Source organism: Prevotella sp. P3-122 (assembly GCF_002251365.1).
Classification (GTDB): domain Bacteria; phylum Bacteroidota; class Bacteroidia; order Bacteroidales; family Bacteroidaceae; genus Prevotella.
In genome coordinates this window covers 118,788-145,440 of sequence record NZ_NPJH01000030.1, presented here as the reverse complement: position 1 = coordinate 145,440, position 26,653 = coordinate 118,788, and the positions used below count along the sequence as shown (strand labels likewise).

Genomic DNA, 26,653 nt, shown 5'->3' with positions numbered 1-26,653 from the left:
TCTGGTAAACCTTCAAACTGACATTTTTATTGTCCCCTGTATTGCGTATTTATGTTATGGGAAACGTATTTATTGTTAGTATGAAGCATTTGTTACTGAGACTACGATTTAGCAAATATACACTTTTTGAACGATGAGAATTCCGTTTTCTTTCATCCTTATGTGGATGTTCATGCCACTTTTCTCTGTGGCGCAAGAGGTAACGTCGCCCGACGGACGCTATGTTGTCAAAGTCGAGGGTATGACCTATTCCGTGACCTACAACAGTAAAGTTATTATTCAGAAGAGCCGTTTGGGAGTCGACATCGACAACCGCCTGTTCGAGTCTGCGCTGGGCGTGCCGCGTGGAGAACACAAGGACTGGAGTGGGGCGTTAAAGCTGAGTGGGGTCGACAGCATGAGGGTAGACACCATTTGGACACCCCTCTATGGCGAGAACAGCCAGATACGTGACCGCTACCACCAGATTGTGCTGCACTACGAGAATGGCCATGGCGGGCAGGGCAGCGTCAGCAGCGGCTACGACAAGCGCAAGTACTACGCCATGGATATAGTAGTACGTGCCTACAATGAGGGCATAGCCTTCCGCTATCATTTCCCAGAGACTGCCAACAGCCTCTTCCTGCATGTCACGGGCGAACAGACAAGTTTCACCATGCCCGAGGGAACAGTGGCATGGTACGAGGAGTGGGCGCAGGGACACTACGAGAAACGCCCGCTCAAGGGAGATTGGTTCGAGAGTGAGCGTCCGCTGCTCCTCCAGCAGCCCGATGGCACATACGTTGCCCTGCTTGAGGCTGCCATGAGGGACTATACGCGAGGGAAATTCCGGCTGAAGAAGGACAACGAGCTGCAGGTCTCTATGTACAGTTGTGCCGACATCATCTCTCCCTACGACACACCCTGGCGTGTTGTCATGGCAGGCGAGAAGGCCGTCGACCTCATCAACAACAAGGACATAGTGCTCTGCCTCAATAAGGAACGTGCCCAGGGCGACTGGTCGTGGGTGCGCCCGGCCAAGGGGTTCCGTTGTTGCCGGCTTGACAAGGCTTCCATTATGAAGAGCGTAGACTTCTGTGCAGATTTCGGCATTCCATACGTAGAGCTGGATGCCGGATGGTATGGCCCTGAGGGAAAAGTTGGCAGCGACGCGCGCAGAGTGAGCGCACAGCGCGACTTCACCATGCCCGAGATATGCCAGTATGCCCGGAGCAAGGGCATCGGAGTGTGGGTATACGTCAACCAGCGTGCGCTCTACCATCAACTCGACGACCTCCTGCCTTTGTATCAGCAGTGGGGCATCAAGGGCATCAAGTTCGGTTTCGTGCAGATAGGCAACCAGCAATGGTCAACATGGCTTCATGATGCTGTTGAGAAATGCGCCCGCTATCACATCATGGTGGACATCCATGACGAATACCGTCCCACGGGACTCTCACGTACTTATCCGCACCTGCTCACACAGGAGGGCATAGCAGGCAACGAGGAAATGCCTGATGCGACACATAATGTCACCCTGCCATTCACCCGCTACCTGTGTGGAGCAGCCGACTACACGCTGTGTTACTTCAACTCCAGGGTGAAGAACACACCTGGGCACCAGCTGGCTATGATGGCGGTATACTACTCGCCCTTGCAGTTCATCTTCTGGTATGACAATCCCTATCCCACGGGATGGGAGTCGGCGGAGCTGAAATTCTGGAAAGACTGTCCGACGGTGTTCGACCAGAGCATTGCCCTTGATGGCCAGCCCGGTGAGTACATCGTTCAGGCCAGGCGCTCGGGCAGCGACTGGTTCGTGGGTGCGATGACCAATACCAAGGAACGTATCGTCAGCATCCCCACCAACTTCCTTCCCAAGGGTAAGTACATTGTGGAAATATATAATGACGCCCCCGCAGCCGAAGGAAAGAAACGGGTGGTATGTGACAGTAAGACCGTAAGGAGCGGCAAACCGATAGTGCTGACGCTCCAGCCCTCTGGTGGAGCGGCCCTACATTTCAAACCCGTCAAATAGACAGGTTGGTCCAGATCTATAAAACGCCGTTTTGCACTCGCAAAACGGCGTTTTATATGAGAGGTATCAGAACATACCAAGTGTCATGATAAACATATTGCTACTTTGAAATCCTTAGCACGGGCATGATATCGTTGCATTTCTGTGCCGGCAGAGTAATGGTGAGGGCATCAGTCGTACGGTCGAAGTTCACCTTGCCGTAGCCAAGAAGCTCTACCTTCTTGATTTTCCCGTCGTAGAGCTGGCTACCTTCGGCAAGGGCCTTTACGCTGATGGTGCCGTTGTCTGGCCAAGCGAGTGCTGTGACATACAGGTGCTTGTCGGTCTGTGTGAACCTTATTTCCTTGGCTCCAGCCTTGGAGTATTGTCCGTCGTTGAAACCCTGGGCGTTGATTTTGATGTCGCTGTCGGCAATCGGTCCCTCACCGAATATCTTCCACGGGCGTGTGCCGACGATGCTTTCCTTGTTCACCTTCATCCACTTGCCAAACTCCTTTAGTATCGCAATCTCCTTCTCGTCGGGTGTGCCGTCAGCCCTCAGCGGTATGGAGAGCAGCATGTTGCCGTTTTTTGATACTATGTCTACGAGCAGCTTCGCCACCGTGGCCGCGCTCTTGTATCTGTTGCTGTTGTATATGCCGTTGTTGTAGTGCCAGTCACCGATGCAGTTGCAGCATTGCCATGGTCTGTCCATGATTTTGTTTGGTGCTCCACGCTCCACGTCCCAGACGAGAGCCTCCTTCATTTCCTCAGTCAGTATTTTTCCAAACACCACTGCGTTGTTGTTGCCCTTGTGCGTGCTGATGCTGCGGTTGTACATGTGTGCCGCTATTTTCAGTCCGGCGTCGCTGAGAGGGTAGAATGGCAGAACCGTTACGTCGAAGTATATAAGGTCGGGGTTGTACCTGTTGATGGCGTCGAGTGTACGGTTGTAGAAGTTTGACACATACTCCCTTGTGGGTGTGCATGCTCCGTTCCCCCATCCCCACTGGCCGTGTATGCTGTTGTTGTCCCATGTGCCGTCGCTAAGGTCGTGGTTCTGTGCGTACAGTTTTTGAGGGTCAAGCCCCTTCCACCATTTCTCCGTGCCGTCGGCATTGGGCTTGTATCCGTCTTCCTTGGTCAGCCATCCGTCGTATTTCACACCGCGTTTCTCGCCCTTGAGGTCGAAGCGCCTGCTTGGCTCGTACCATGTCCATGCGTGGTCGGCATGGAAGGAAATTCCGAATGGCAACCCTGCCTTGCGTGCCGCTTTTGCCCATCCGTCGAGTATGTCCTTGTGTGGTCCTATGGCCATGGAGTTCCATTCGTGGTACTTGCTGTCCCAGAGGTCGAAGTTGTCATGATGGTTGCCCAGTGCGAAGAAATATTGTGCTCCGCATTCCTCGGCATAGAAGCGTACCAGCTCCTCGGGGTTCCAGTTCTCAGCCTTGAATAGCGGCAGTATGTCCTTGAACCCCACTTCCGAAGGATGTCCGTAGTGCTGGCGGTGGTAGTTGGACTTGTTGGTGCCTTCCATGTACATCTCCCTGGCCATCCAGTCGCCAGACCCTTCCACGCATTGCGGTCCCCAGTGTGCCCAGATGCCGAACTTCGCATCACGGAACCATTGTGGTGTTTCATACTTCCGAAGCGACTCCCACGTAGGTTCGAAGTCTCCCTTCTGCATTGGTTCGCAGTCTTCTGATACCGGAACCTTGAACTCTTGCGCGCATACCGCTGATACCGTAGCGGCTGCAATTAACAATGTTTTAATTCTCATAGGTTATATAGTTGCTAAAATAGACCTGCCCGGCCCGCCTCAAACCAGCTTGATGATATCGCTCCATCTCGTTGTGGGGTTAGGGCTCCTGAAGTCATGCTTTATTGCATTGGCGAAGACATCAGCTTTGCCAATGCCGTCTTGTTTGGTGTATTGCTGGGCACCGAGCACTATGGTCTCGCTGCCGTAAATCCTGTTGATGCGGTCAAGAGCCTCGTCGAGTGCTTTCAGCTTCTGGTATTTGTCGGGACCTATGTCGAAGAGGTTCTGCTGGACAGGACTGTCTGGGGCAATCCCCATCACGATGACCCCGGCTTTCTTGTATTGGAACCCTTGTCTGAAGATGGCGCAGAGTGCCTCGTTGGCTGCGTGTACAATGGTTTGCGTGGAGCTCGATGGTGTTAGAAGCCTCACCTCGCGGAAATTCCAGTATTGTGCCAGGTCCTCGCGGAAGGCATTGGTGTTGATGAATACTCCAACAGTAGACGCAACGGTGCGCTGCGCACGCAGTTTCTCCGCGCAGCGTGAGGCGTAGTTGGCAACATGCGTGCTTAGAACGCTTATGTCGGAGACCATACCGTTGAAGCTCCTGCTTGTGCAGATGCTCTTCTTCTTGGCATATTCCTCGTCGGGCACTCTGTCCTTGCCGTTCAGCTCCTCCCACGTACGGTAGATGACGATGTTGTTGAATGTCGCCTTCACCCATTCGCCTGGCGCTGCGGCAAAATCGTATGCCGATGCTATGCCGAGTGCATTCAGTCTTGCGGCATATTTCCTGCCTATGCCCCACACCTCGTCCACAGGGTATAGCTGTAGGGCCTTTGTGCGGCGCGCGTCATTGTCTATGATGCAGCAGTGGTTATATCCCGCCACTTTCTTGGCGAAGTGGCTTGCCACCTTGGCGAGGGTTTTGTTCGGTGCTATGCCTATGCTTACGGGCATGCCCACCCACTTCCTGATTTTCTTGTGCAGGCTCTCTCCCCATGCCTTCAGCCCTGCGGTCTCCATGCCGTGAAGCCTTACGAAGCACTCGTCGATGCTGTATCGGAAATAGGCTGGTGCCTCCTCGCGTATGATGTCCACCACGCGGCCAGTCATCTCGCCATACAGCTCGTAGTTGGAGGAGAAGACTGCAATCTTCTGGTTGGGAAACAGCTGTGCAAGCTGGTAATATGGTGTTCCGGCCTTTATCCCCATAGCCTTGGCCTCGTTTGAGCGTGCCACCACGCAGCCGTCGTTGTTTGACAGTACGACAACTGGCTTTCCCTCCAGGTCTGGACGGAAAACGCGCTCGCAGCTAACGTAGCAGTTGTCGCAGTCGATGATGGCGTACATAATGGTTGTATAGAATGTTGTAAGTGGTGGAAATCAATGGCCTTCAGGGTGTCCCTATATTTTCTCGAACGTGCGGATAAGATGTATCACTACTCCCCACACCTCGAAGTTGTCTCCAGCCTCCACGCGGAATGTCGGGTAGTTGGCGTTGGCAGGCCTGAGCTCTATGTAACCGTCCTTCTTGTGTGTAAGGTCGAGGTATTTCATTGTGAACTCGCCGTTCCAGAATGCTACGACAATAGAGCCGTCGTGAGCCTCCACCGCCCTGTCGATAATTACCCTGTCGCCGTCGAATATGCCGGCATCTTTCATCGAGTCTCCGTCCACGTCGCCGTAGAACGAAGCTTCGGGATGTCTGATATAGTCCCTGTTGAAGTCGAGCCTGTCGTGCTTGTAGTCATCGGCTGGCGACGGGAAGCCTGCCACCACGGCGGCATGTTCCAGTTCCAGCTTTGTCTCGAACGTTCCCGATAGTATCTTGATGTTGCCCATGTTCTCGTTTGTCTTTATGCTTGCCCGTATTCCCTGTCTTGGCGTTTCGCAAGCCATTCACATGGCAAAGGTACAACGTTTTCCTGAATTTGTTGCACGACATGTTGTATAAATCATGGTCACAGTCTGAAAAAACTGCAATAAAAAGAAATACCTTCATAGGCCCGCGTATGTATAATGAAAATGGTAGGATCTGTCAGCCGATAACTACTGAAGCTGTAATGATGGCTGGGTAGTTGCATTTTGTTTGTGCAATTGTTAAAGAAAACAAATTTTCCAGATGTTTTCTTTGTGGATTGAAAAAATAATTCTACCTTTGCACCCGCAAATCAAACGACGGGCGTTTAGCTCAGCTGGTTTAGAGCATCTGCCTTACAAGCAGAGGGTCGGCGGTTCGAATCCGTCAACGCCCACATTCAAATCCCTGCATTCATACCGGATGCAGGGATTATATTTTCACACCTTACTGGTTAAGACTGGTGCTGGCGTGACCATATATATAAATATTTAGGTGTCTTGTACACGTGAGAGCCGTCGTGATGACGTGCGTGATATGCTTTTTAGATATTTTATATGTTTACGAATGTCATGTTTCGCACAAAATGTTTAACTTTGCAGCCACAATAATACGTATTATAATATGAATCTTGATTTGCTGACAGCCATCTCGCCGATAGATGGGCGTTACAGGAGTAAGACAGAGCCTTTGGCAGGCTATTTTTCTGAATTTGCACTTATCCGCTATCGTATCAGGGTAGAAATAGAGTATTTTATCACTTTATGCGAGTTGCCATTGCCGCAGCTTGCATCTTTCGACAAAGGTCTTTTCGAGAGCCTTCGTGACATTTACCGTAGCTTTGACGAGACGTCAGCCCAAAGGGTAAAGGACATAGAGAAGGTGACCAACCATGATGTTAAGGCCGTGGAATACTTCATCAAGGAGGAGTTTGACAAGATTGGCGGCCTTGACGCATACAAGGAGTTCATACACTTTGGCCTTACGTCACAGGACATCAACAACACCAGCGTCCCCTTGTCTGTAAAGGAGGCTTTGGAGGAAGTGTATGTGCCGGCGGTAGAAGAGCTTATAGCGCAGCTTCGTGAGTATGCTGAGCAGTGGGCTGACGTGCCTATGCTGGCAAAGACACACGGACAGCCTGCATCGCCCACTCGGCTTGGCAAGGAGGTGATGGTGTTTGTGTATCGCTTGTCCGAGCAGCTGGATGCCCTGAAGGCATGCAAGATGACAGCCAAGTTTGGAGGTGCTACGGGCAACTACAACGCACACCATGTCGCTTATCCCGAATACGACTGGAAGGCTTTCGGCAACAGGTTCGTAAGCGAGAAGCTCGGACTGCAAAGGGAGCAGTATACCACACAAATCAGCAACTACGACCATCTGGGTGGTGTGTTTGATGCCATCAGACGCATCAACACCATCATCATCGACCTTGACCGCGACTTCTGGATGTATATCTCCATGGAGTATTTCAAGCAGAAGATTAAGGCCGGGGAGGTAGGCTCGAGCGCCATGCCCCACAAGGTGAACCCCATCGACTTCGAGAACAGCGAGGGCAACCTCGGCATAGCAAACGCCATACTGCAGTTCCTCGCACAGAAGCTGCCCGTAAGCCGCTTGCAGAGAGACCTTACCGACTCCACGGTGCTCAGGAATGTTGGCGTGCCACTCGGACACGGGCTCATAGCTATACAGAGCACCCTGAAGGGACTTCGCAAGCTCATCCTCAACGAGGAGAAGCTGCAGGAAGACCTCGACAATACATGGGCAGTTGTAGCCGAGGCCATACAGACAATCCTCAGAAGGGAAGCCTACCCGCACCCATACGAGGCCCTGAAGGCTCTTACGCGTACCAATGCCAAGATGACAGAACAGACCATCCATGAGTTTGTGAGAACTCTCAATGTCAGCGATAGCGTCAAAGCAGAAATAATGGCCATCACACCAAGCAACTATACAGGAATATAATTATGGTGTGAGGTTTTGACTATAACACTACAAATATTTTTTTACTAACCCCTGGCCGTGAGGCTAATAAATTAAAAGATTTATGGATTCAGAAATGGAGAACAAATCGTTGGACACCTCTGCACAGCAGGGTGACAACAGCCGTGAAGGCTACAGACCCGCAAATTATCAGAGAGATTACCGTGCAGGAGGAAGACCACAGCGTCCACGCATTCACACGCAACGTGCTTACACAACAGACAAGAGCCGCACACAGGATGAAGGCGGCTTCAGACCAGAGGGCTTCGGAGCTGCTCTGCAAGGTGCTGGAGGACAGCAACAGCAGCGCCCATATCAGCCACGTCCCTACCAGCAGCGTCAGGGTGGTTATGGGCAGCAGCATGGCTATCAGCGCAACGAAGGCTATCAGCCACGTCCGAGAACAAACGGCTATCAGCCCAGGTATAACAATAACGGAGAACAGGATGGAGGTTATCAGTCGCGTCAGGGCGGCTTCCAGCCACGTCAGGGCGGCTATGGACAGCCACGTCAGGGTGGATACGGACAGCCACGTCAGGGTGGATACGGACAACCACGTCAGGGTGGCTACGGACAGCCACGTCAGGGCGGCTATGGACAGCCACGTCAGGGCGGCTATGGACAGCCACGTCAGGGCGGCTATGGACAGCAGCGTCAGGGTGGCTACCAGCAGCGTGGCGGCTACCAGCAGCGCACACCGGGCTACGATCCTAACGCCAAGTACAGCATGAAGAAGCGTATCGAGTACAAGGAGACACACATAGACCCGAACGAGCCGATTCGTCTTAATAAGTTCCTGGCCAATGCAGGAGTATGCTCGCGCCGTGAGGCTGACGAGTTCATACAGGCAGGAGTGGTCCTCGTTAACGGCCAGGTAGTAACAGAACTTGGTACAAAAGTGCTGCGTAGTGACGAGGTGAAGTTCCACGACCAGCCAGTATCACTGGAGAAGAAGGTGTACGTACTGCTCAACAAGCCAAAGGACTATGTGACAACTGTCGATGATCCACAGCAGCGCAAGACAGTCATGGACCTCGTAAAGGATGCCTGCCCAGAGAGAATATATCCTGTAGGCCGTCTTGACCGCAACACCACCGGTGTGCTCCTGCTCACCAACGACGGTGAAATGGCAAGCAAGCTCACACACCCTAAATTTCTGAAGAAAAAGGTTTATCACGTATATCTCGACAAGAATGTCACCCTGCACGACATGCAGCAGATTTCCGAGGGCATTGAGCTTGAGGATGGCGAGGTACGCGCAGATTCCGTAGAGTATGCTGACGAGAGAGACAAGAGCCAGGTGGGCATTGAGATACACAGCGGAAAGAACCGTATCGTCCGCCGTATATTCGAGAGCCTCGGCTACCGCGTTGTCAAGCTCGACCGCGTACAGTTTGCTGGACTTACCAAGAAGAACCTGCGACGCGGTGACTGGCGCTTCCTCACAGAGCAGGAAGTAGACATGCTACGCATGGGCGCATTCGAATAATCGATAACATCACATTCCCCTTCTCCCACACCGATGGTGGGAAGGGGAATTATAATAAATAATTATCTACAGTATGAAAAGAACTAAGGTTGTCGATGTCCTGCAACTCAGGGACTTCGGCGCAATCGTGAATGTCAAGGGATGGGTGAGAACCCATCGCAGTAGCAAAGCGGTAGATTTTATCGCCCTCAACGATGGTTCTACTATTAATAATGTACAGATAGTAGTCGACCCATCGAAGGTCGATGACAATTTGCTCAAGCAGATTACTACGGGCTCCTGCATCAGCGTCGTAGGAGCGTTGGTGGAAAGCCAGGGACAAGGACAGACCGTGGAGATACAGGCTGACGAGATTGAAATCTACGGCCTGTGTGGAAACGACTATCCTATGCAGAAGAAGGGACAGTCGTTCGAGTACATGCGACAGTTCGCACATCTGCGCCTGCGCACTAACACCTTCGGAGCCGTCATGCGCATTCGCCACAACATGGCGATGGCTATCCACACCTATTTCCATGAGCATGGATATTTCTACTTCCACACACCCCTCATCACGGCAAGCGACTGTGAGGGAGCAGGACAGATGTTCCAGGTTACTACCAAGAACCTCTACGACCTGAAGAAGAATGAGGACGGAAAGATTGACTATTCTGACGACTTCTTCGGAAAGCAGACCTCCCTTACCGTATCAGGACAGCTCGAGGGCGAATTAGGTGCAACGGCACTGGGAGCAATCTATACTTTCGGACCAACCTTCCGCGCAGAGAACTCAAATACCCCAAGGCATCTCGCCGAGTTCTGGATGATTGAGCCAGAGGTGGCGTTCATGAACCTCGAAGAGCTGATGGACCTTGAGGAAGACTTTATCAAGTACTGCGTGAAATGGGCTCTCGACAATTGCAAGGACGACTTGGCGTTCCTTAACAAGATGATAGACAAGGGGCTAATAGAGCGCCTGGAGGGAATCCTAAAGTCGGAATTCGTGCGCCTGCCATATACAGAGGGCATAAGGATACTTCAGGAAGCCATACAGAAAGGCAAGAAATTCGAGTTCCCATGCCAGTGGGGCGATGACCTTGCTTCTGAGCATGAGCGCTATCTTGTGGAGGAGTACTTCAAGAAGCCTGTCATCATGACCAACTATCCTAAGGCCATCAAGGCATTCTACATGAAGATAGACGAGGAGGAGTCTGGCTACAACGGCAAGAGCGGACAGACAGTGCAAGGCACGGACGTGCTGTTCCCGCAGATAGGAGAGATTATCGGAGGCTCTGTGCGTGAGGAGAACTACGACAAGCTCATGGGCGAGATACAGGCTCGCAACATCCCTATGAAGGACATGTCATGGTATCTGGACACCCGCAAATACGGCTCGTGTCCTCATGCCGGTTTCGGTCTTGGATTTGAGCGTCTCATACTCTTCGTAACGGGAATGCAGAACATCCGCGACGTCATTCCGTTCCCACGCACCCCAAACAATGCAGAATTCTAAAAGGGAAAAGAATTAGGCCAGCTCACCTTCGTAGGTGTCTGGCCTTTTTCTTGTGTGTTTTTGTACTTTTTTATATCCTGAAAAGCTATGTTACCTAAGGAACTAAAAGGTCCGTGGTAACACGGCTTTGCTTTTCAGGAAGAAACAATAGTTGGCACGCATTAAAGAGACTAATATTTATATGCTATTTTTCTGATCTCTGCCCAAGAAATGTAAATTCGGTGCAAATATAGAGATATTTTTTAAGGCGAGCAAATAATTTCCGCTTTTTTTTGTTTCTTTTAACCGATTTTCTTCAAATACCGCAGTTTTTCATCCAAATACCGTCAAAAAGTCTTTATCCGTCAAAATAAAATCTCCACAACATAGAGAGTCGATAAACGTTATATTAGACAGCATGAAATGCATAGCGTCTCTATCTCCCAAGAAGTATCGGTTTACTATAATATAAATATGTATATCAATATGGGACAGTTCAAAATTATTGTATCTCCAGAAGTTGAACAAGCTTTTAAGGGCACTATTGTTATTAGGATTGAACAGGATGAGGTGCGGTTCCTATCATCGGACAATCAGGCACAATACCGCTCCGGTACAGACATCCTTAGATTTATGGACCAAATGGCTGACAGGAAAGAGCAATTGGGCAGCATGCGCACGGCTGACACCTACCGTTCTGCAAGCCGACGCCTTGCAAGCTTCCTCGGTGGGAAACAGCTGATGGTTGATGAGGTTACCAGCTCATTGGCAGAGGAGTATGAGGGGTATCTCAAAAGAGAGGGCATGACCTTGAATTCCGTATCGTTTTATCTTCGCATACTTCGTGCCGCATACAACGAGGCTGTAAGGGAAGGACTTGCCGTCGACACGAAACCCTTTGCCAAGGTTTATACAGGAGTGGCAAGAACTTCTAAGCGCGCTCTAAGTATTGATTCCATCAGGAAAATTTTCTCTGCAAAAGTCAAGAATGACAGGCAACGGTTTGCACGTGATTTGTTCATGTTCAGCTTTCTTACCCGCGGAATGTCTTTTGTGGACATGGCACATCTTACAAAAGAGAATCTTAAGGGCAACATTCTTACTTATCGCAGAAGAAAGACCGGGCAGACAATAAGTGTTCTGTGGCTGTCGTGCATGCAGGATATCGTAGACCGTTATCCCTCACTTGACGGTCGTCATCTTCTTGGAATTCTTGATGAAAATAGTGAACCACTGGAGACGCAATACCGCAAATGCCAGATGTCCGTTAACTACATGTTGAAGAACCTGTGCCGTGAGATAGGAGCAGGCAACAATGTCACAATGTATTCTGCCCGTCATTCATGGGCAAGCATAGCCAAGGAACTTGACATTCCCGTTGCTGTCATAAGCGACGGCATGGGACACGATTCCGTTGTGACCACTCAGATATACCTGAATACAATAAGTAGCAGGATTGACATCGCCAACGACAAAGTTATAAGTAGTATCGGGATTGATACCTCTGTTTGTAAAGGGTATTGACAGCAGCTTTTTCTTGGTTCATCAGAAATATGGAGTGACGCATAATAATATATTATTCCTGAAGTATATTATTAAATGAAGTGGGTGAAACCGTTTGCCATAGGATATGAATACGTTTGCATCCCTGATAAGGTTAATAACCTTACGGCTGAAAGGTTAATAACCTTACGGCCTTAAGGTTATTAACCTTATCGGCAATGATATATATATGCATAGACCACGCAACAATATATTGTCACTCGAGATATAGCATGAACCGCCAATATGAATACGCCACAGACAAGATTTATAACCTTATCGGCAATGAAGGTGACATATACAGAGCACACTGCTATAAATGGTAATCACTCGAAATGTCGGATGACCCATATATTAAGCTTTCGTAAGCTGCGTAATGAGCCTAATATTTAACCTGATGTCCGAGTGTTAATGACGAATACCAGCAGCGTGCATGTTACAGGATATGCTTATCCGAATATAGTAGCTACTATCCTGCGAGGACCTCCGTAGTTGCGGAACTCACAAAGATAAATGCCCTGCCAAGTGCCAAGATTAAGCCGGCTATCAGTAATGGGGATAGTGATGCTGACTCCGAACAGTGAGCTCTTTGCATGCGCAGGCATGTCATCGGCTCCTTCAAGCACATGGTCGTAGAAAGGTTCGTTCTCACGTACTATGTGGTTCATTATCTTCTCCATGTCCGCACGCACGTCAGGGTCGGCGTTTTCGTTTATGCTCAGAGCACACGATGTATGTTTAACGAAGAGATTCAGAATACCAGTCTTGGGCAATGGCCGAGGCAAGTTGGTCATTATCTCCTGAGTTACGAGATGGCAACCCCTACATTTGGCTGATAGAGTAAATTCTGTTTGCTGTATCATAAGCTCTCGTCCTCCGGACGTTCTATGTGGTTCTTGCCTGCAGTAATGCCGCGCTTTTTCCTTAGCCATGCAGCCTTGCGCTCCTCATAGTCACGGCGTTGTCTCTCAAGGAAGTTGTCAGCCATGTTCAATATAGATTTTTTACTTAAAGCGACTATATATTACTTCGAGCTTTATGGGCTCGTTGGGGTTATCGGGGCCTCCGATAAGCTTGGTGCTTGTAAGTGACATGTCGTGAACAACCTTGGTGAGCGTACCGGAACTATTATATGAAACAGTTACCGGAATAAGGACAACCTTGTTCCAATCGGGGGAGCGCCTGTCGGAACTGTTCATGGCTGAAACCATGTTAGCTATGTTGTTGTATACATATGTATTGTCGTAGTTACCGCTTGTTGTCGAATAGCTCCAACTGGCAATGAAAGAGTTTTTGTAGTTGGCAATCTGTTGGTTCTCGAAGAAACTGTATAGCGAGTCCTTCGGTATCATCAGCAGGGTAGAGGGGACGTTGAGCGAATACTTGCTCTGTACGTTGTTGTTGATTCTGGTTAACGTCAGCTTTGCAGAGTTGATAGTATCTTTCTCATGTCCTCTGATTATTTCGTCAACAGGAATGGTCAGTTCTGTGAACAGTCCAGCTGGCGACTTGATATATGTACATGTCCTGTCGGATGCAAGCTTCTCTATGACAGCTTTGTCATTAGAAATATTGGATGTCTGCAACACCTCTTCCGTACCGGAAAACTTTGTCATACCCGCTACCACGCTGTCGCCATCGAGGTATGAGAAGTAAAGCAAGAGCATGCTGTTGTTGATATTGGCAATACTGCCAAGTCCACTCTTTGACTTAAAGTAGAAACCCGGCACCACGTTGTGTGCGAAGGTTATGGAGTTCTTGTAATTCTCGGGGTCATCATAGTATTTCTGCATGATGTAAGTACCGTAGTTGTTGTACTTTTTCCCGTCCTTATCTGTGTATTCGTCGTTGAGAAGTATTCGAATATTATTGGTATAGTCGTCCTCACCACGATCATCCTCGCTTACGCTGAGGTCTACAAGCGAGTAGGACTTGTCCTTGCATATGCCCTCTTCCCTGATATAGCCGTTGGCTATAGGGTCGAAATTGGAGTAGTAGTTCCTGTTCTCCAGCATGGGCTTGCTCATCTCATAGGCTGTAAGCTTCATCGGAGCAAGGGAGTCACCGTAGAAAGTGTCATAGAACAATCTCAACTCGCAAGAGTCGGCCTTGATGATGCCACGGTGCAGCACGCTGTCAGCATCGTAGTAGGCAAGCGAGTCCTGCTCAGGGAATGAGAAATATTCCAGAGCCTGAAACTGTGTCATGAAGTCGCTTGTTACGTAACTTCCGGTCTCCGGGTCCTTGACTTTGCCGAGATATCCTGTGGTGTTTCTGCTCAATACTGAGTCAGAGATGATGGAGCGGCTGGTAATATTGTAGACAGCGGTCTGGATGTCTACGTTGTCCATGTTTCCAGATATCGAGCCTCCAATAGTATCTGTTGTATCGTCACATGAAGTTATTGCAATGGCAATCATTGCAATAACAGCCAATAGTTTTGATTTCATATTGTTAATCCTGTGGTATATAAGTAGCTAAATGATTTTGTCAGCCTATAATTTTTTCATAGAATTCCTGGTAAGCCTCCGTAAAGCTGTCTCCGCAATAGTTGAGTATCGGGGTACCCTTGCCGGAAGCGTAATTGAGGAGGTCTGGGTTTACATTTTGACCAGCCTCAATAATACCGTCGCTATAGTCTATGGCCATCTTGCAAAGTTCCATGAAGTCGAAATCATCGTTGTATGCGCTGAGCAGGTCGCTATTTGCATCCTTGAACTCCACGCATCTCTTGAACTCGCTTCCAAAGTTGCTCTTCATCTGGTCTTCAAATATCGATGTGATAACTTTAGTATTGGCAAACGATGGTTCCTCATGATATGCCGTCTTGATGTACAAAGGAATGACAGAGCTCATCCATCCTTGGCAATGAATGATGTCTGGTGCCCATCTCAGTTTCTTTACTGTCTCAAGGACACCTCTTGCAAAGAATATGGCCCTTTCTCCATTGTCGGAATATTCTGTTCCAGTCTCGTCAGCCGTCATACCAGCTCGTCTGAGGAAGTAGTCCTCATTGTCGATGAAGTAAACCTGTAGTCTGGATGTGGGGATAGAAGCCACTTTGATGATTAGTGGATGGTCGGTATCATCGATAATTAGATTCATGCCCGACAGCCGGATAACCTCGTGCAGTTGTCCGCGTCTTTCGTTGATGTTTCCCCATTTAGGCATGAAGGTGCGTATCTCGTACCCGTTCTCCTGCATCTTCTGAGGAACGTCACGTCCCAGCAGCGACATGTTTGTTTCAGGAACGTAAGGTGTAATTTCCTGATTGATAAACAGAATTTTCTTGGCCATTTTCCTTATAGTAAGTTTAAACTTCTTGCAAATGTACGAAAAAATATTGAAAAAATAGCCCGTTTTTGTTTCTTTATAACAAAAACGGGCTTTATTTGTGAAATTTTAAGGTGATTTCAATACCTATATAGTTTGCAATTACTTATATACAAGTTTATTCAATAACCACGAGTGGTGAGTCTTCCATCACGCTCTCGCCAGTCTTCACGCAGATGGCCGTAACCTTGCCGTCCTTCTCAGCCTCGATGTTGTTTGCCATCTTCATTGCCTCGAGAATAAGTACTGTATCGCCAGCCTTTACCATGTCGCCGACAGCAACCTTGATTTCTGTCACTACTCCTGGCAGCGGGGCCTTTACTGCATTGGCGGTATTGACGTTGGCTGAGCTTGTTGTCTGCTCGTCGCTCTCTGGTGCGTCTGTAGGCTTGCCGAGGACTACTTTCTTCTTCTCGGGTTCCTTCTCCGGCTCAAGCTCAACCTTGAAAGACTCGCCATTGACTGTCACGTCGGCGATGTTCTCAACGATTTCGCCTATTTCGACTTTGTATTCCTTTCCGTCGATAGTATATTTGTATTCTTTCATTGTCTTGTTTTCTTTAAAAAATGTTCGTTTCTTCTTCGTCTTGTTTCCGTGATACCTTAGGTACACACGACGGTTTCTGTCTTAGGGCTTCTGTGTGAATGACAGGAACTTAGCATCCCACATAGTCTGCTTGGGCTTGATGGTGATGATTCCTGGCTCCTTGTCGTGAACGTTGTTGCCCTGATGCTCGAAGAGAGCCATGGCGATGGCCGCATAAATGTTCTTGTCCATGTCAGAGATGTTTATATTGTGTTGTGGTTATAAAATCCAATTACATAATACATGCCATTCCATTACATAGGCATACATCCATGCTTCTTTGCGGGCAGGCTCTGACGCTTGTGTGCAAGCTGGGCGAGTCCGCGGCAGATACGGAAGCGGGTGTTGCGTGGTTCTATGACATCATCGATATAGCCATAGCTTGCGGCCTGATATGGGTTGGCGAACAGCTCTGTATACTCTTCCTCCTTCTGTGCCAAGAACGCCTTCACGTCCTCGCCAGCCTCCTTCTTTGCCTTAGCCTCTTTTGCAGAGAGTACTGCCACGGCGCCGCTGGCACCCATTACGGCAATCTCGGCTGTTGGCCATGCGAAGTTGAGGTCGGCACGGAGCTGCTTGCATCCCATCACGATATGCGATCCGCCGTAGCTCTTGCGGAGGGTGATGGTAATCTTTGGAACTGTTGCCTCGCCGTAAGCGTAGAGAAGCTGTGCGCCATGGAGAATGACTGCATTGTACTCCTGTCCAGTACCTGGCAGGAAGCCGGGCACGTCAACGAGGCTGACGATAGGAATATTGAAGGCATCGCAGAAACGGACGAAGCGGGCACCCTTGCGGCTTGCGTTGGTGTCGAGCACTCCGGCGTATGCTGATGGCTGGTTGGCCACGATACCTACGCTTTGACCGTTGAAGCGCGCAAAGCCTGTGATGATGTTCTTTGCGAACTTAGGCTGAACCTCGAAGAACTCGCCGTTGTCGGTTATTGCTGTGATGACCTTGTACATGTCGTATGCCTTGTTGGGGTCATCGGGCAGTATGTCGTTAAGGGAGTCCTCCATACGGTTGATTGGATCTGTGCACTCTACGCGCGGAGCTTCCTCTGTATTGTTTGACGGGATGTAGCTCAGGAGTGTCTTTATCATCTCCATAGCCTCCTCCTCGGTCTTTGCCGTGAATGATGTCACACCGCTCTTTGAGGCATGTACCGATGCGCCACCGAGGTGCTCGGCATCAATGTCCTCACCAGTTACGGTTTTCACAACCTTTGGTCCTGTAAGGAACATGTAGGATGTGTTCTCCATCATGAGGATGAAGTCTGTCAGGGCAGGGGAGTAAACGGCTCCACCGGCACAAGGACCGAAAATACCCGATATTTGTGGTATCACGCCAGATGCCAGGATGTTGCGCTCGAATATCTCGCCATATCCTGCCAACGAGCAGATACCTTCCTGAATACGTGCGCCACCCGAGTCGTTCATACAAATCATTGGTGCTCCGTTCTGAACGGCCATATCCATGACCTTGCATATCTTCTGAGCCATTGTCTCGGAAAGCGAGCCACCATTAACGGTGAAGTCCTGTGCTGAAACATATACCAGACGGCCATCGATAGTAGCGCTTCCGCATACTACGCCGTCGCCGGGATATTGCTTCTTCTCCATTCCGAAATTGTGGCATCTGTGGAGCTTGAACATGTCGTACTCCTCGAAAGAACCCTCATCAACAAGCATGTCGATACGCTCACGGGCTGTATACTTGCCACGCTGGTGTTGTTTCTCGATGGCCTTCTCGCCACCTCCGAGACGAGCCTGCTCACGCTTTGCCACAAGCTCCTTAATCTTCTCTGTCTGTTTGCTCATAATTATATAAATGTACTTAATTCACAAAATTTTGTGCAAAGTTAATCAATAATATTCAGAAAAAAGAATGTAACGTGATTAATTTAATCTTTTTAGAACTCCAGCAGTATTCTTGCATTTATCTGTCTGCCTGTTAGATAGTTTGGAACTGCATATTGCTGGTTTGTCACATCAGTAATCCAGTAGAAGGAGTTGACGTTGTTTATGCCGAACAGGTTCAGGCAGTCCAAACCGAGCCATATGTTGCGCAGTTTACCTGTTCCCTTGGTACCCTCGTTGTTTAGCACTCTGTAGCTCATACCTATGTCGGCACGCTTATATGCAGGCGCACGGAAGGAGTTGCGTTCCAGTTCCTTGTGAGGGGCAGAGAAGGGTAGGCCGTCGGCATAGGCCAGCTTCAGCGACATCTTCCATCTGTCTGTTCCAGGGAAATAGTCTGTGAAGAACATGTTTATGCCATATCGTTGGTCTGTAGGCAGTGGTATGTTGCGTCCATTGAGCTTCATCTTGGTGTCCATTATCGAAAACGATATCCAGGAGTCTGTACCGGGCACGAACTCTCCGAACAGTTTCAAGTCGAGTCCTGCCGCATGGCCAGTACATTCGTTGTCGCCGTAGTACACCACCTTTACGTTGTTCACGGAGTAGGGGACGAGATTTCCGAGAGCCTTGTAATATGCTTCTGCTGTAAACTTAAATGGACGGTTATTAAGCTTGAAGCGGTAGTCGAATGCCGTTATGAAATGTATTGACCTTTGGCTCTTAATCTTTCGGTTTAGCTTTGCCATGGTAACGCCGTTGACCGTCGATGTGTCCCTGAGTTCTTTGTAGAATGGAGCCTGATAATAGAGTCCTGTGGCGAAGCGCAGGGTAACGTCGTGGCTGAAGGCCGGTATGACGGCCAGCGATATTCGCGGCGAGACAATGGTTTCCTTGTTGAAACTCCAGTTGCTGAACCTAATACCGTAGTTGAGAGTGAACATGGTGTGCTCGCCAGAGCTCCTAAAACGGTAGGAGTCCTGAATGTAGCCTTCCACTCGCGTGGCTTTGAGTCTGTTGTTGGCTCTCAGGCTGTATATCATGTACAGGTCGTTGCCTGTATGCGGTATGCTGTATCCTGCCGAGTCCCTCATCTCGTACTCCGTTGAGTTCTCCCTTATACGCTCGCTTTTTATAGTCATTCCTCCCTCTATGTTATGCCTCTTGGTCTTGTGTCTGAGCATGAGTTTCAGGCTTGCCACGTCGGCCTTCAGATAGTTTCGCGTGTGCTCGAAGTACGTGCCTACGCCAAGGTTCTCGCTGGTTTCTGTCTGATTTAGCCAGTATTGTCCCTGAATGTCGTATTTCTCTTGTTCTTTTGTTGAGAATGCCGACCCGATAAGCGAGACACTTGTGGAGTCACCGAAATGCCTTGTTATGCTCAGTGTACCAAAATATGTACGGAACAGGTCTTTCTCGTTGCCGTCAAAGTATACTTTGAATGACTTGACGTTTTCCATTGTACCGAATTTCGTTTCACGGTTTTCGGGATAGAAGTCGTAATGGTTGTCGGAAATGTTTCCTATAAAATCTATTGTCCATCGCTTGTTCGGACGATAGCTAAGGTATGTCTGATAGTCAAGGAATGTAGGTTCATATTCGCCATCAGTATCGAGCGATCCGAGAAGGTATTTGTTGGTCTTGTATCTGATGCCGTTGCTCCATGCCACCTTCTTGTTGGCCAGACCAATGTATGCGCTCGCACCAAGAAGTGATGCTGAAAGTGTAGCCTCAAGATTCTTTGGTTTCTTGTAAGTTATGTCGAGTGCCGATGACATCTTGTCGCCATATTTTGCTTCGTAGCCGCCCGTTGAGAAACCTATCTTCTCCACCATGTCTGGATTGATGACAGACAGTCCTTCCTGCTGTCCTGAACGTACAAGGAATGGACGATAAACCTCCACATCGTTTATATATACGGAGTTCTCGTCGAAGCTTCCACCCCTTACGTTGTATTGTGACGACAGCTCACTATGAGTTGACACTCCTGCCTGACTCTGTATGAGTTCTTCAACGGCGTTGCCCGATGCCGACGGCATGGACTTCAGCTGCTCAGTCTTCAACTCCTGTGTCTGTCCCGTCTGTATTTTCTGCCCCGTCACGCTCACCTCGCTTAGCGTCCTGTTGTCCTCGTATAGGACTATTTGCAAAGTCTGTATGCCACGGGGATTTCGCAATACTCTTGTTTTCGTCTTGTAACCAATCATAGAGAACTGTACAGCCACAGAGTCAGCACTTTGCAGCGTTATACTGAACTCACCCTTTAGTGATGTCATGGCTACTTTTCCCTGTTTCAGACACGAGACAGTTGCAAGCTCAACGGGGTTCTGCTCCTCATCGGTCACTTTTCCCTTCAACGTAAAGGTCTGTGCTATGGCGTTGATGCTGAAAACCATAGTCGTCAGCAATAGAAGAAACTTCTTATTCATATACGTACAAACGTATTTTAAGCCAGATTATTGTATAAACAGTTTCCTTTCTGCCAATATATGCGTAAGCCGCATCTTCATCCACGTGTGTGAATAAAGATGCGGCTTATTAACAGATGCATATCGTATTATTTCTTCATGCGTCATTCTTCAGACAAACAACCCTCGTTGTCTTGTCGTCAAGATAGAATGTTTGCCTGATGGTCTTGTCGCCAATCCTGTATCTCACCATAATGAAGTTCAGCTTCTTCGTTTTGCCACCTTCAGAGTATTTTATGTCACGAAAGAGACCGCAAGCCTTAGTGTTTTTCCGCATCACCTCAACCAATGAGTCTGAAATGAGGAACGTGGAGTCAACCTTGGAGAAGTATTCCGTGTCGTAGCTCTCATCCTTCAGGTTGGTATCGAGAAATTCCTTGACGACTTTCTTTGCCTCCCTGTTTCCGGCACATGAGGCAAGAGCTGCCAGAGTGATGATGACGACAGCAAGACGGGCAACCGAACTTATAGCCCCGTGCAGGCTGTTGTGTCCGTTGGCATAATCTCTCATCAGGCGTTCTTGGCTGGTATGTTGTGCAGGATTTCCAACAAGTGGTCCCAAACCATCTGTACGGTCGGTATGTGGAGCCTCTCGTCGGGAGTATGTACAAACTGGAGCGTAGGACCGAACGACACCATGTCCATGTTTGGATAGCGCTCAGAGAATAATCCGCACTCCAGGCCAGCATGTATACCTCTTACTATAGGTTGCTTGCCGAAAAGCTTGACGTATGCGTCAACAACCAGCTTGGTAAGCTTGCTGTTGGCATTCATCTTCCATGCCGGGTATCCGTCGTTCTGTACTACCTCAGCACCAGCCAGCTCGAAGAGTGCCTTGATTGTGTTGCACTCGTTGTCGAGATTGCTCATCACGTTAGAGCGTTGTGAGGCCAGTATCTCTACCGAATTCTCCTTCGTGCTCACTACAGCCACGTTGCTTGATGTCTCTACCATATCAGCAAGAGCTGCATCCTGGCACATCGAGAATACTCCGTTGTCGACAGCCTGCAAAGCTCTGATAATGCGCGTGCCGCAGTCGGCAGGCAGAACGGGCTGTGCGTCAGCACTCTGCATATTGAATTCCATCTCCGTATCAGTTACATGGAACTCGTCCTCCACCCATGAAGCGAAGATGTTCCATGCAGCCCTAACGTTTTCCTTCTCCGATGCAGGAACGGCAAACACGACCTTTCCATCGCGTGGGATGGCGTTGTGTAGCTTGCCAGAGTTGAATGAGGCCAGCCTTACGTCGGTTGTCTGTAGAGTGTTGTAGAGGAAGCGTGACAATATCTTGATGGCGTTGGCACGTTTCTTGTTGATGTCATCGCCAGAGTGTCCACCCTTGAGTCCCTTGAGCGAGATTTCCATAAAGAAATATCCCTCTGGAGCGGCTTCTCTATCGAATGTGAACGTGGCCGACGTGCTCCTTCCTCCCGCGCATGACACGAAAATCTGCCCTTCGTCCTCGGAGTCGAGGTTTATGAGCATGTTGCCCGTCATGAAGCCTGCCTTCATTCCTGAGGCACCTGTAAGCTGTGTCTCCTCATCGCGTGTGAATACACACTCTATGGGACCGTGCTCTATGTCGTCAGCATCGAGGATGGCCAGCTCTATGGCGCAGCCAATGCCATCGTCGGCACCAAGGGTAGTGCCCTTTGCTGTCAGCCATTCGCCGTCAACGTATGTCTGTATGGCGTCCTTGTCGAAGTCGAACTCAACGTCAACAAGCTTGTCGCATACCATGTCCATATGGCTCTGCAGTATCACGGTCTCCCTGTTCTCGTAGCCAGGAGTAGCAGGCTTGCGGATTATCACGTTGCCTGTCTCGTCTACATTGGTCTCAAGTCTGTGGCTCTCGCCAAACTCCTTGAGATAGTCAATCATCTTTTCCTCACGCTTTGAGGGGCGTGGAATTTCGTTGATTTTGGCAAAATGTCCGAACACTCGGGCGGGTTTTAGTTCTGTGCTGTTCATTGTTTTAATATTATAGTTATAATGTTTCCTTGTTGTCAAAGTTGAATAAACTAAAAATAAATGTCGAATTATTTTGTGTTTTGCTCGGTTTGCACTACCTTTGCAGGCACAAAGTTAATAAAAATGATAGAAACTCTGCTCTTGGGCGTGTTAATAATTGCTATTTGCATGCTATTATTATGCGTAAAAGTAATTTTCAAGAAGGGAGGCTCGTTTTCTTCCCAACATATTCATGACAGTGAGGCGCTTCGCAAGAAGGGCATCCATTGCGTTCTCGACCAGGACAGGGAGGCACGCAAGTCTGGAAAGGCATATTGATTTATCGGAGCAGAACATAACGTTTGAATAATTATAACTAAACACATAAGTAAGTAATGAAAAAGAAGAACATTTTCCGCAATCTCGCCGTAGCTTTCGTTGCTACTGCAGCCCTTACCGCATGCGACAAGAGCAATCCTCAGATGGATCAGAAGCCTGAGAATGCAAACAAAACAGCCGTTGCAGGTGAATTAAAGATAGCCTACGTTGAGGTTGACTCCATAATGAGCCAGTACAAGTTCTGCAAAGAGTATAGCCTTATCCTCCAGAAGAAGGGTCAGAACATCCAGAACACCCTTGCCAAGAAGCAGGAGGCTCTTCAGGCTGCAGTGGCTAACTTCCAGCAGAAGGTACAGCAGAATGCCTACACTCGCGAACAGGCCGAAGCCATAAATGCAGGACTGCAGAAGCAAGGCAACGACCTTCAGGTTCTCAACCAGCGATTGAGCACGGAGTTCCAGAATGAGACCGATAAGTTCAACAAGGCTCTCCGCGACAGCATCCAGCACTATCTGGCCGTTTACAACAAGGACAAGAAGTACAGCATCATCTTCAGCAAGCAGGGTGACAACCTTCTCTATGCTGACAAAGCATATGACATCACTAACGAAATTATTGCTGGTCTGAACAAGGCATACAAGGGTAAACCTGCTGCAAAGGAGGCTGCTCAGACTGAAAAGGCAGATAAGGCTAAGAAGTAAGAAAACATTTTAGTCTCTACATAATAATATAGTCATTTTTATGAAGAGGCTTTGTTAGAAGTAACGATATCAGTATGGTCATCTGAATCGTTACTTCTTATTTTTTGTTTTGAAAGGTGGGTGAGGAATTTGCTTTAAGGCTATGATTTACTTGTGAGCAAAATTTAATTGTTGGGTATTTGGAATCCCCCTTAATACTTCAATGTCAATCTCCAATAACGCAGGAATGCCAATTCCACTTGTTTGTGGAATTGGCATTCTGTTGTTTGTTTGGAATAAGTTTGGATTTTAATATTTATGCCTCAGCTTTCTTCGTTTTCTCGGCATATACCTCTGGAGAGAGAACAGAGACAGTGCTCTTGTCGCGGCGTCCCTTGTGGAAGTAAACGATTCCGTCGGTAAGAGCATACAGAGTGTCGTCCTTGCCCTGTGCTACACCTTCTCCTGGGAAGTGCTTGTTACCACGCTGACGAACGATGATGTTGCCTGCGATGATAGACTGTCCACCCCAGATTTTCACGCCTAATCTTTGTGAAGCTGATTCACGGCCGTTCTTAGAACTACCTACACCTTTTTTATGTGCCATTCTGAATTCCTCCTTTTAAGCGATTACTTGTTTGATTTCTACTTCTGTGAACTGGCTGCGGTGTCCGTTCTTCTTACGATAGTCCTTGCGGCGCTTCATCTTGAAGACGATTACCTTGTCACCCTTTACCAGCGGGTTCACAACTTCAACTACTACCTTTGCTCCACTTACAGTAGGGGCACCAACTGTGACAGTTCCGTTGTTGTCAACGAGCAGAACCTTGTCAAATTCAACAGTCTTACCAGCCTCAGCATCTTTCAGGCGATTGATGAAGAGCTTCTTGCCCTCCTCAACTTTGAACTGTTGACCGTTAATTTCTACAATTGCGTACATTAATTAAATTATAAAAACGGGTTTTTCCGTAAGGCGGACAGCGTTTACTGTCACTTTTTCAAGCCTCCACGGACTAAATCGGACGCAAAGTTACAAAATTTCGCTGACTTGATGATATTGTATGTGTGCTGGTTTTGATAGTTTTAAGAATGTTTAACAGCTTATACCCTTGTTACTTGTTTTACTCCCTTAACTTGTTGCAGTTTCTTGATGATGGAGTTGAGTCTTGACACGTCTTCAAGCTGTATGACGAGGTTGCCCCTGAACAATCCATCGTTGCTGTCAATATTTATTGACCTCATGACGATTTTCTCCTCTTTCGAGATTATCGAGGTAATGTTGTTGACTATTCCTATGTCATCGTTGCCGATAACCCTGAGCGTTATGGCATATTGTCCGTTGCCCTTGCCGCTCCAGCGCGCTTTCACCACTCTGTAGCCGAAGCGCCGGTACAGTTCTGGTGCGTTGGGGCAGTCGGTGCGGTGTATCTTGATACCTCCCGATACTGTGACAAAGCCAAATATCGAGTCGCCGTAGATGGGACGGCAGCATTGTGCCAGAGAGTAGTCTATGCCCATGAGGTTGCGGTCGATGATGAGTGCGTCATCGTTTTGCCTTGCTATATCCTCAACTGGGTTCTCGTATTCAAACTCTTCGGCTGAGCGTGTGGGTTTCTGCTGTCCTGTATTTACCGTCTGGTCACGTATCTGCAGATACTTTTCTATCACGGCGTTGGGGTCGAGCTTCTCGTCAGCAATCTGCTTGTAGAAGTCACTCTGCTCCTTGAAGCCCATCTTGGTAATGAGCTGTCCCATGATGCTCTCTTCCGGCTCTATCTTCCTGTTCTTGAATCTCCGCTCAAGCAGTTCCTTGGCCATTAGGCCTTCTTTCTTCTGTGTTTCCTTCAGGGCGAGCCTTATTTTAGCCTTTGCCCTTGATGTCTTCACTATGTTCAGCCAGTCACGCTTGGGCTTCTGGTTGGTTTGGGTGATTATCTCCACGGTATCACCAGAGTTGAGTATTTGTCTGAAAGGAACGACCTTGCCGTTGATACGTCCTCCAACGCAGCTGTTTCCAACTCCTGTATGTATGTGGTATGCGAAATCGAGTACCGTTGCACCCTTGGGGAATTTTATGAGGTCGCCTTTTGGAGTAAAGATGAACACCTCGTCATCGTAGAGGTCCATCTTGAACTGGTCCATAACCTCCAGGTCGTCGCCGGCCTCAAGAGCCGAGCGTATATTGGCCAGCCATTGGTCTATGTTGCTCTCGCTCTTTACCCCCTTGTATCTCCAGTGTGCGGCAAGACCATGTTCAGCTATGTCGTCCATACGCTCTGTCCTGATCTGTACCTCCACCCATTTCTTCTCGGGGCCGAGAACTGTTATGTGCAGGCTCTCGTAACCGTTGGATTTAGGAACAGACAGCCAGTCGCGCAGACGTTTCGGGTTTGGCTGATACATGTCGGTAACTATTGAGAATGCCTGCCAGCATTGCATTTTCTCCAGTTTAAGCGGAGCATCGATGATTATTCGTATGGCGAAGAGGTCGTATATGCCCTCGAAGCCGCATTTCTGCTTCTTCATCTTTTGCCATATTGAGTGTATGCTCTTGGTTCTGCCCTTCATGTGGAAGTGCAGTCCTGCCTCCTCAAGTTTTTGCTGAATGGGTTTTATGAATTTATCGATGTAGGCGTCCCTTGAGCGTTTTGTGGCATTGAGTTTCTCCTTTATCATATAGTATGCGTCGCGCTCAAGGTATTTGAGCGACAAGTCCTCAAGCTCGCTCTTCAGCTTGTACAGTCCCAGCTTGTGGGCCAGGGGCGCATAAAGGTAGCTTGCCTCCTCGCTGACCTGCCTCTGAGCCTCGGTGTTGGTAGTGTGCTTTATCTGCCTCATCAAGTTCACCCTGTCGGCAATCATTATGAGGATAACCCTCATGTCCTCGGCGAAGGACAGCAGCAGGTTGCGGAAATTCTCGCTTTCCACAACGGGATTTTTGCGGTAAAGGCTTTGTACCTTTATTAGTCCGTTTATGATATTAGCGACGCTCTGGCCGAAATCATTTTTTATGTTGTCGAGCCCCAGCATGTCATGCTGTACGCAGTTGTATAGTAATACCGCTATGGCTCCATCGCGTTTCAGTCCTATCTCGTGAGTTGCTATCTCGGCAGTCTGCAGGGCGTGCAGTATGGGGTTCAGCCCGAATATGTCCCTCTGTATCTTGTTTTCTGATATCGCATCTATGATATGCTCGTGCAGTTTTCGCTCGTCACCGGGCTTCAGGGTGTCACCGATGTCCTCTTTTAATCTTGCGAGAATGGCAAGTGCTTCGTTCTTCTCGTTCTGCGTAAATTCGAATGTCTGCTCCATAATCATATAA

Annotated in this window: 23 protein-coding genes and 1 tRNA gene; 8 read left to right on the top strand and 16 right to left on the bottom strand. The window is 48.7% G+C overall.

Translation table 11 applies throughout. The annotated features are described in order from the left end of the window. Positions 1-133: 133 nt before the first annotated feature. Positions 134-2,017, top strand: a complete 1,884-nt coding sequence (locus CIL02_RS06175) for a glycoside hydrolase family 97 protein (protein ID WP_094399969.1) — start codon at positions 134-136, stop codon at positions 2,015-2,017. Between the two features lie 100 nt (positions 2,018-2,117). Here the strand turns inward: CIL02_RS06175 and CIL02_RS06170 are convergent, their stop codons facing one another. From CIL02_RS06170 to CIL02_RS06160, 3 genes are read right to left on the bottom strand one after another with little or no spacing between them, the layout of a single operon-like run. Further along, positions 2,118-3,779 (bottom strand): alpha-L-fucosidase, encoded by a 1,662-nt coding sequence (locus tag CIL02_RS06170; RefSeq protein WP_094399965.1) that lies wholly within the window; start codon positions 3,777-3,779, stop codon positions 2,118-2,120. Between the two features lie 39 nt (positions 3,780-3,818). Continuing rightward, positions 3,819-5,114, bottom strand: a complete 1,296-nt coding sequence (locus CIL02_RS06165) for a Y-family DNA polymerase (RefSeq protein ID WP_094399962.1) — start codon at positions 5,112-5,114, stop codon at positions 3,819-3,821. A gap of 54 nt (positions 5,115-5,168) precedes the next feature. Beyond that, positions 5,169-5,663 carry a LexA family protein gene (locus CIL02_RS06160; protein WP_371589068.1) on the bottom strand — a complete coding sequence of 165 codons (495 nt, stop codon included), beginning with the start codon at positions 5,661-5,663 and terminating at the stop codon, positions 5,169-5,171. Between the two features lie 281 nt (positions 5,664-5,944). Between CIL02_RS06160 and CIL02_RS06155 the strand changes: the two genes are divergently transcribed. From CIL02_RS06155 to CIL02_RS06135, 5 genes are all read left to right on the top strand, one after another. Beyond that, positions 5,945-6,019 (top strand) — tRNA-Val (locus CIL02_RS06155). Positions 6,020-6,246: 227 nt separating this feature from the next. Beyond that, positions 6,247-7,593 carry an adenylosuccinate lyase gene (gene purB / locus CIL02_RS06150; protein ID WP_094399960.1) on the top strand — a complete coding sequence of 449 codons (1,347 nt, stop codon included), beginning with the start codon at positions 6,247-6,249 and terminating at the stop codon, positions 7,591-7,593. Positions 7,594-7,675: 82 nt separating this feature from the next. Beyond that, positions 7,676-9,100 (top strand): pseudouridine synthase, encoded by a 1,425-nt coding sequence (locus tag CIL02_RS06145; RefSeq protein ID WP_094399958.1) that lies wholly within the window; start codon positions 7,676-7,678, stop codon positions 9,098-9,100. Positions 9,101-9,173: 73 nt separating this feature from the next. After that, positions 9,174-10,592 (top strand): asparagine--tRNA ligase, encoded by a 1,419-nt coding sequence (gene asnS / locus CIL02_RS06140; RefSeq protein WP_094399956.1) that lies wholly within the window; start codon positions 9,174-9,176, stop codon positions 10,590-10,592. Between the two features lie 465 nt (positions 10,593-11,057). After that, on the top strand, positions 11,058-12,095 hold the full coding sequence (locus CIL02_RS06135) for a site-specific integrase (RefSeq protein WP_170935028.1): 1,038 nt from the start codon (positions 11,058-11,060) through the stop codon (positions 12,093-12,095). A gap of 467 nt (positions 12,096-12,562) precedes the next feature. Here CIL02_RS06135 and CIL02_RS06130 read toward each other — a convergent pair whose 3' ends face one another. From CIL02_RS06130 to CIL02_RS06090, 10 genes are all read right to left on the bottom strand, one after another. Further along, entirely contained in the window at positions 12,563-12,976 is a 414-nt protein-coding gene (locus CIL02_RS06130) for a secondary thiamine-phosphate synthase enzyme YjbQ (RefSeq protein WP_094399952.1), read from the bottom strand. Continuing rightward, positions 12,973-13,101, bottom strand: coding sequence for a dehydrogenase (locus tag CIL02_RS06125; protein WP_094399950.1), 129 nt, complete (start codon positions 13,099-13,101; stop codon positions 12,973-12,975). The genes CIL02_RS06130 and CIL02_RS06125 overlap by 4 nt, the downstream gene beginning before the upstream one ends. A gap of 16 nt (positions 13,102-13,117) precedes the next feature. Continuing rightward, on the bottom strand, positions 13,118-14,563 hold the full coding sequence (locus CIL02_RS06120) for a DUF4270 domain-containing protein (RefSeq protein ID WP_094399948.1): 1,446 nt from the start codon (positions 14,561-14,563) through the stop codon (positions 13,118-13,120). Positions 14,564-14,603: 40 nt separating this feature from the next. After that, positions 14,604-15,410 (bottom strand): glycogen/starch synthase, encoded by an 807-nt coding sequence (locus CIL02_RS06115; protein ID WP_094399946.1) that lies wholly within the window; start codon positions 15,408-15,410, stop codon positions 14,604-14,606. Between the two features lie 154 nt (positions 15,411-15,564). Next, positions 15,565-15,993 (bottom strand): biotin/lipoyl-containing protein, encoded by a 429-nt coding sequence (locus CIL02_RS06110; RefSeq protein WP_094399944.1) that lies wholly within the window; start codon positions 15,991-15,993, stop codon positions 15,565-15,567. A gap of 81 nt (positions 15,994-16,074) precedes the next feature. After that, complete coding sequence (locus CIL02_RS16295) at positions 16,075-16,224, bottom strand: hypothetical protein (protein WP_170935027.1); 150 nt, start codon at positions 16,222-16,224, stop codon at positions 16,075-16,077. A gap of 62 nt (positions 16,225-16,286) precedes the next feature. Further along, a complete protein-coding gene (locus CIL02_RS06105) occupies positions 16,287-17,852 on the bottom strand; it encodes an acyl-CoA carboxylase subunit beta (RefSeq protein WP_094399941.1) in 1,566 nt (521 codons plus the stop codon). Positions 17,853-17,944: 92 nt separating this feature from the next. After that, positions 17,945-20,320, bottom strand: a complete 2,376-nt coding sequence (locus tag CIL02_RS06100) for a carboxypeptidase-like regulatory domain-containing protein (protein WP_094399939.1) — start codon at positions 20,318-20,320, stop codon at positions 17,945-17,947. A 136-nt stretch (positions 20,321-20,456) separates the two neighbouring features. Further along, entirely contained in the window at positions 20,457-20,870 is a 414-nt protein-coding gene (locus CIL02_RS06095; protein ID WP_094399937.1) for a hypothetical protein, read from the bottom strand. Further along, entirely contained in the window at positions 20,870-22,333 is a 1,464-nt protein-coding gene (locus CIL02_RS06090; protein WP_094399935.1) for an aminoacyl-histidine dipeptidase, read from the bottom strand. Before CIL02_RS06090 ends, CIL02_RS06095 begins: the two co-directional genes overlap by 1 nt. A 123-nt stretch (positions 22,334-22,456) precedes the next feature. Between CIL02_RS06090 and CIL02_RS16670 the strand changes: the two genes are divergently transcribed. Further along, positions 22,457-22,651 (top strand): hypothetical protein, encoded by a 195-nt coding sequence (locus tag CIL02_RS16670; protein ID WP_094400055.1) that lies wholly within the window; start codon positions 22,457-22,459, stop codon positions 22,649-22,651. Positions 22,652-22,707: 56 nt separating this feature from the next. Beyond that, positions 22,708-23,352 carry an OmpH family outer membrane protein gene (locus tag CIL02_RS06080; protein WP_094399933.1) on the top strand — a complete coding sequence of 215 codons (645 nt, stop codon included), beginning with the start codon at positions 22,708-22,710 and terminating at the stop codon, positions 23,350-23,352. Positions 23,353-23,647: 295 nt separating this feature from the next. Here CIL02_RS06080 and rpmA read toward each other — a convergent pair whose 3' ends face one another. From rpmA to CIL02_RS06065, 3 genes are all read right to left on the bottom strand, one after another. Next, positions 23,648-23,938, bottom strand: coding sequence for a 50S ribosomal protein L27 (gene rpmA, locus CIL02_RS06075; RefSeq protein ID WP_094399930.1), 291 nt, complete (start codon positions 23,936-23,938; stop codon positions 23,648-23,650). A gap of 15 nt (positions 23,939-23,953) precedes the next feature. Continuing rightward, positions 23,954-24,271, bottom strand: a complete 318-nt coding sequence (gene rplU / locus CIL02_RS06070) for a 50S ribosomal protein L21 (protein ID WP_094399928.1) — start codon at positions 24,269-24,271, stop codon at positions 23,954-23,956. A gap of 161 nt (positions 24,272-24,432) precedes the next feature. Beyond that, positions 24,433-26,643 (bottom strand): bifunctional (p)ppGpp synthetase/guanosine-3',5'-bis(diphosphate) 3'-pyrophosphohydrolase, encoded by a 2,211-nt coding sequence (locus CIL02_RS06065; RefSeq protein ID WP_094400053.1) that lies wholly within the window; start codon positions 26,641-26,643, stop codon positions 24,433-24,435. Positions 26,644-26,653: the final 10 nt, after the last annotated feature.

Bases quoted from the DNA above. Each gene is read 5' to 3' on its own strand.
- CIL02_RS06095 (WP_094399937.1), bottom strand. From the start codon at position 20,870: ATGAGAGATTATGCCAACGGACACAACAGCCTGCACGGGGCTATAAGT.
- CIL02_RS06105 (WP_094399941.1), bottom strand. From the start codon at position 17,852: ATGAGCAAACAGACAGAGAAGATTAAGGAGCTTGTGGCAAAGCGTGAG.
- CIL02_RS06110 (WP_094399944.1), bottom strand. From the start codon at position 15,993: ATGAAAGAATACAAATATACTATCGACGGAAAGGAATACAAAGTCGAA.
- CIL02_RS06065 (WP_094400053.1), bottom strand. From the start codon at position 26,643: ATGGAGCAGACATTCGAATTTACGCAGAACGAGAAGAACGAAGCACTT.
- CIL02_RS06170 (WP_094399965.1), bottom strand. From the start codon at position 3,779: ATGAGAATTAAAACATTGTTAATTGCAGCCGCTACGGTATCAGCGGTA.
- CIL02_RS06160 (WP_371589068.1), bottom strand. From the start codon at position 5,663: ATGGCTTGCGAAACGCCAAGACAGGGAATACGGGCAAGCATAAAGACA.
- CIL02_RS06125 (WP_094399950.1), bottom strand. From the start codon at position 13,101: ATGGCTGACAACTTCCTTGAGAGACAACGCCGTGACTATGAGGAGCGC.
- CIL02_RS06120 (WP_094399948.1), bottom strand. From the start codon at position 14,563: ATGAAATCAAAACTATTGGCTGTTATTGCAATGATTGCCATTGCAATA.
- CIL02_RS06165 (WP_094399962.1), bottom strand. From the start codon at position 5,114: ATGTACGCCATCATCGACTGCGACAACTGCTACGTTAGCTGCGAGCGC.
- CIL02_RS06100 (WP_094399939.1), bottom strand. From the start codon at position 20,320: ATGAATAAGAAGTTTCTTCTATTGCTGACGACTATGGTTTTCAGCATC.
- CIL02_RS16670 (WP_094400055.1), top strand. From the start codon at position 22,457: ATGATAGAAACTCTGCTCTTGGGCGTGTTAATAATTGCTATTTGCATG.
- CIL02_RS06130 (WP_094399952.1), bottom strand. From the start codon at position 12,976: ATGATACAGCAAACAGAATTTACTCTATCAGCCAAATGTAGGGGTTGC.
- rpmA (WP_094399930.1), bottom strand. From the start codon at position 23,938: ATGGCACATAAAAAAGGTGTAGGTAGTTCTAAGAACGGCCGTGAATCA.
- CIL02_RS06175 (WP_094399969.1), top strand. From the start codon at position 134: ATGAGAATTCCGTTTTCTTTCATCCTTATGTGGATGTTCATGCCACTT.
- purB (WP_094399960.1), top strand. From the start codon at position 6,247: ATGAATCTTGATTTGCTGACAGCCATCTCGCCGATAGATGGGCGTTAC.
- CIL02_RS06115 (WP_094399946.1), bottom strand. From the start codon at position 15,410: ATGGCCAAGAAAATTCTGTTTATCAATCAGGAAATTACACCTTACGTT.
- CIL02_RS06135 (WP_170935028.1), top strand. From the start codon at position 11,058: ATGGGACAGTTCAAAATTATTGTATCTCCAGAAGTTGAACAAGCTTTT.
- asnS (WP_094399956.1), top strand. From the start codon at position 9,174: ATGAAAAGAACTAAGGTTGTCGATGTCCTGCAACTCAGGGACTTCGGC.
- CIL02_RS06145 (WP_094399958.1), top strand. From the start codon at position 7,676: ATGGATTCAGAAATGGAGAACAAATCGTTGGACACCTCTGCACAGCAG.
- CIL02_RS16295 (WP_170935027.1), bottom strand. From the start codon at position 16,224: ATGGACAAGAACATTTATGCGGCCATCGCCATGGCTCTCTTCGAGCAT.
- rplU (WP_094399928.1), bottom strand. From the start codon at position 24,271: ATGTACGCAATTGTAGAAATTAACGGTCAACAGTTCAAAGTTGAGGAG.
- CIL02_RS06080 (WP_094399933.1), top strand. From the start codon at position 22,708: ATGAAAAAGAAGAACATTTTCCGCAATCTCGCCGTAGCTTTCGTTGCT.
- CIL02_RS06090 (WP_094399935.1), bottom strand. From the start codon at position 22,333: ATGAACAGCACAGAACTAAAACCCGCCCGAGTGTTCGGACATTTTGCC.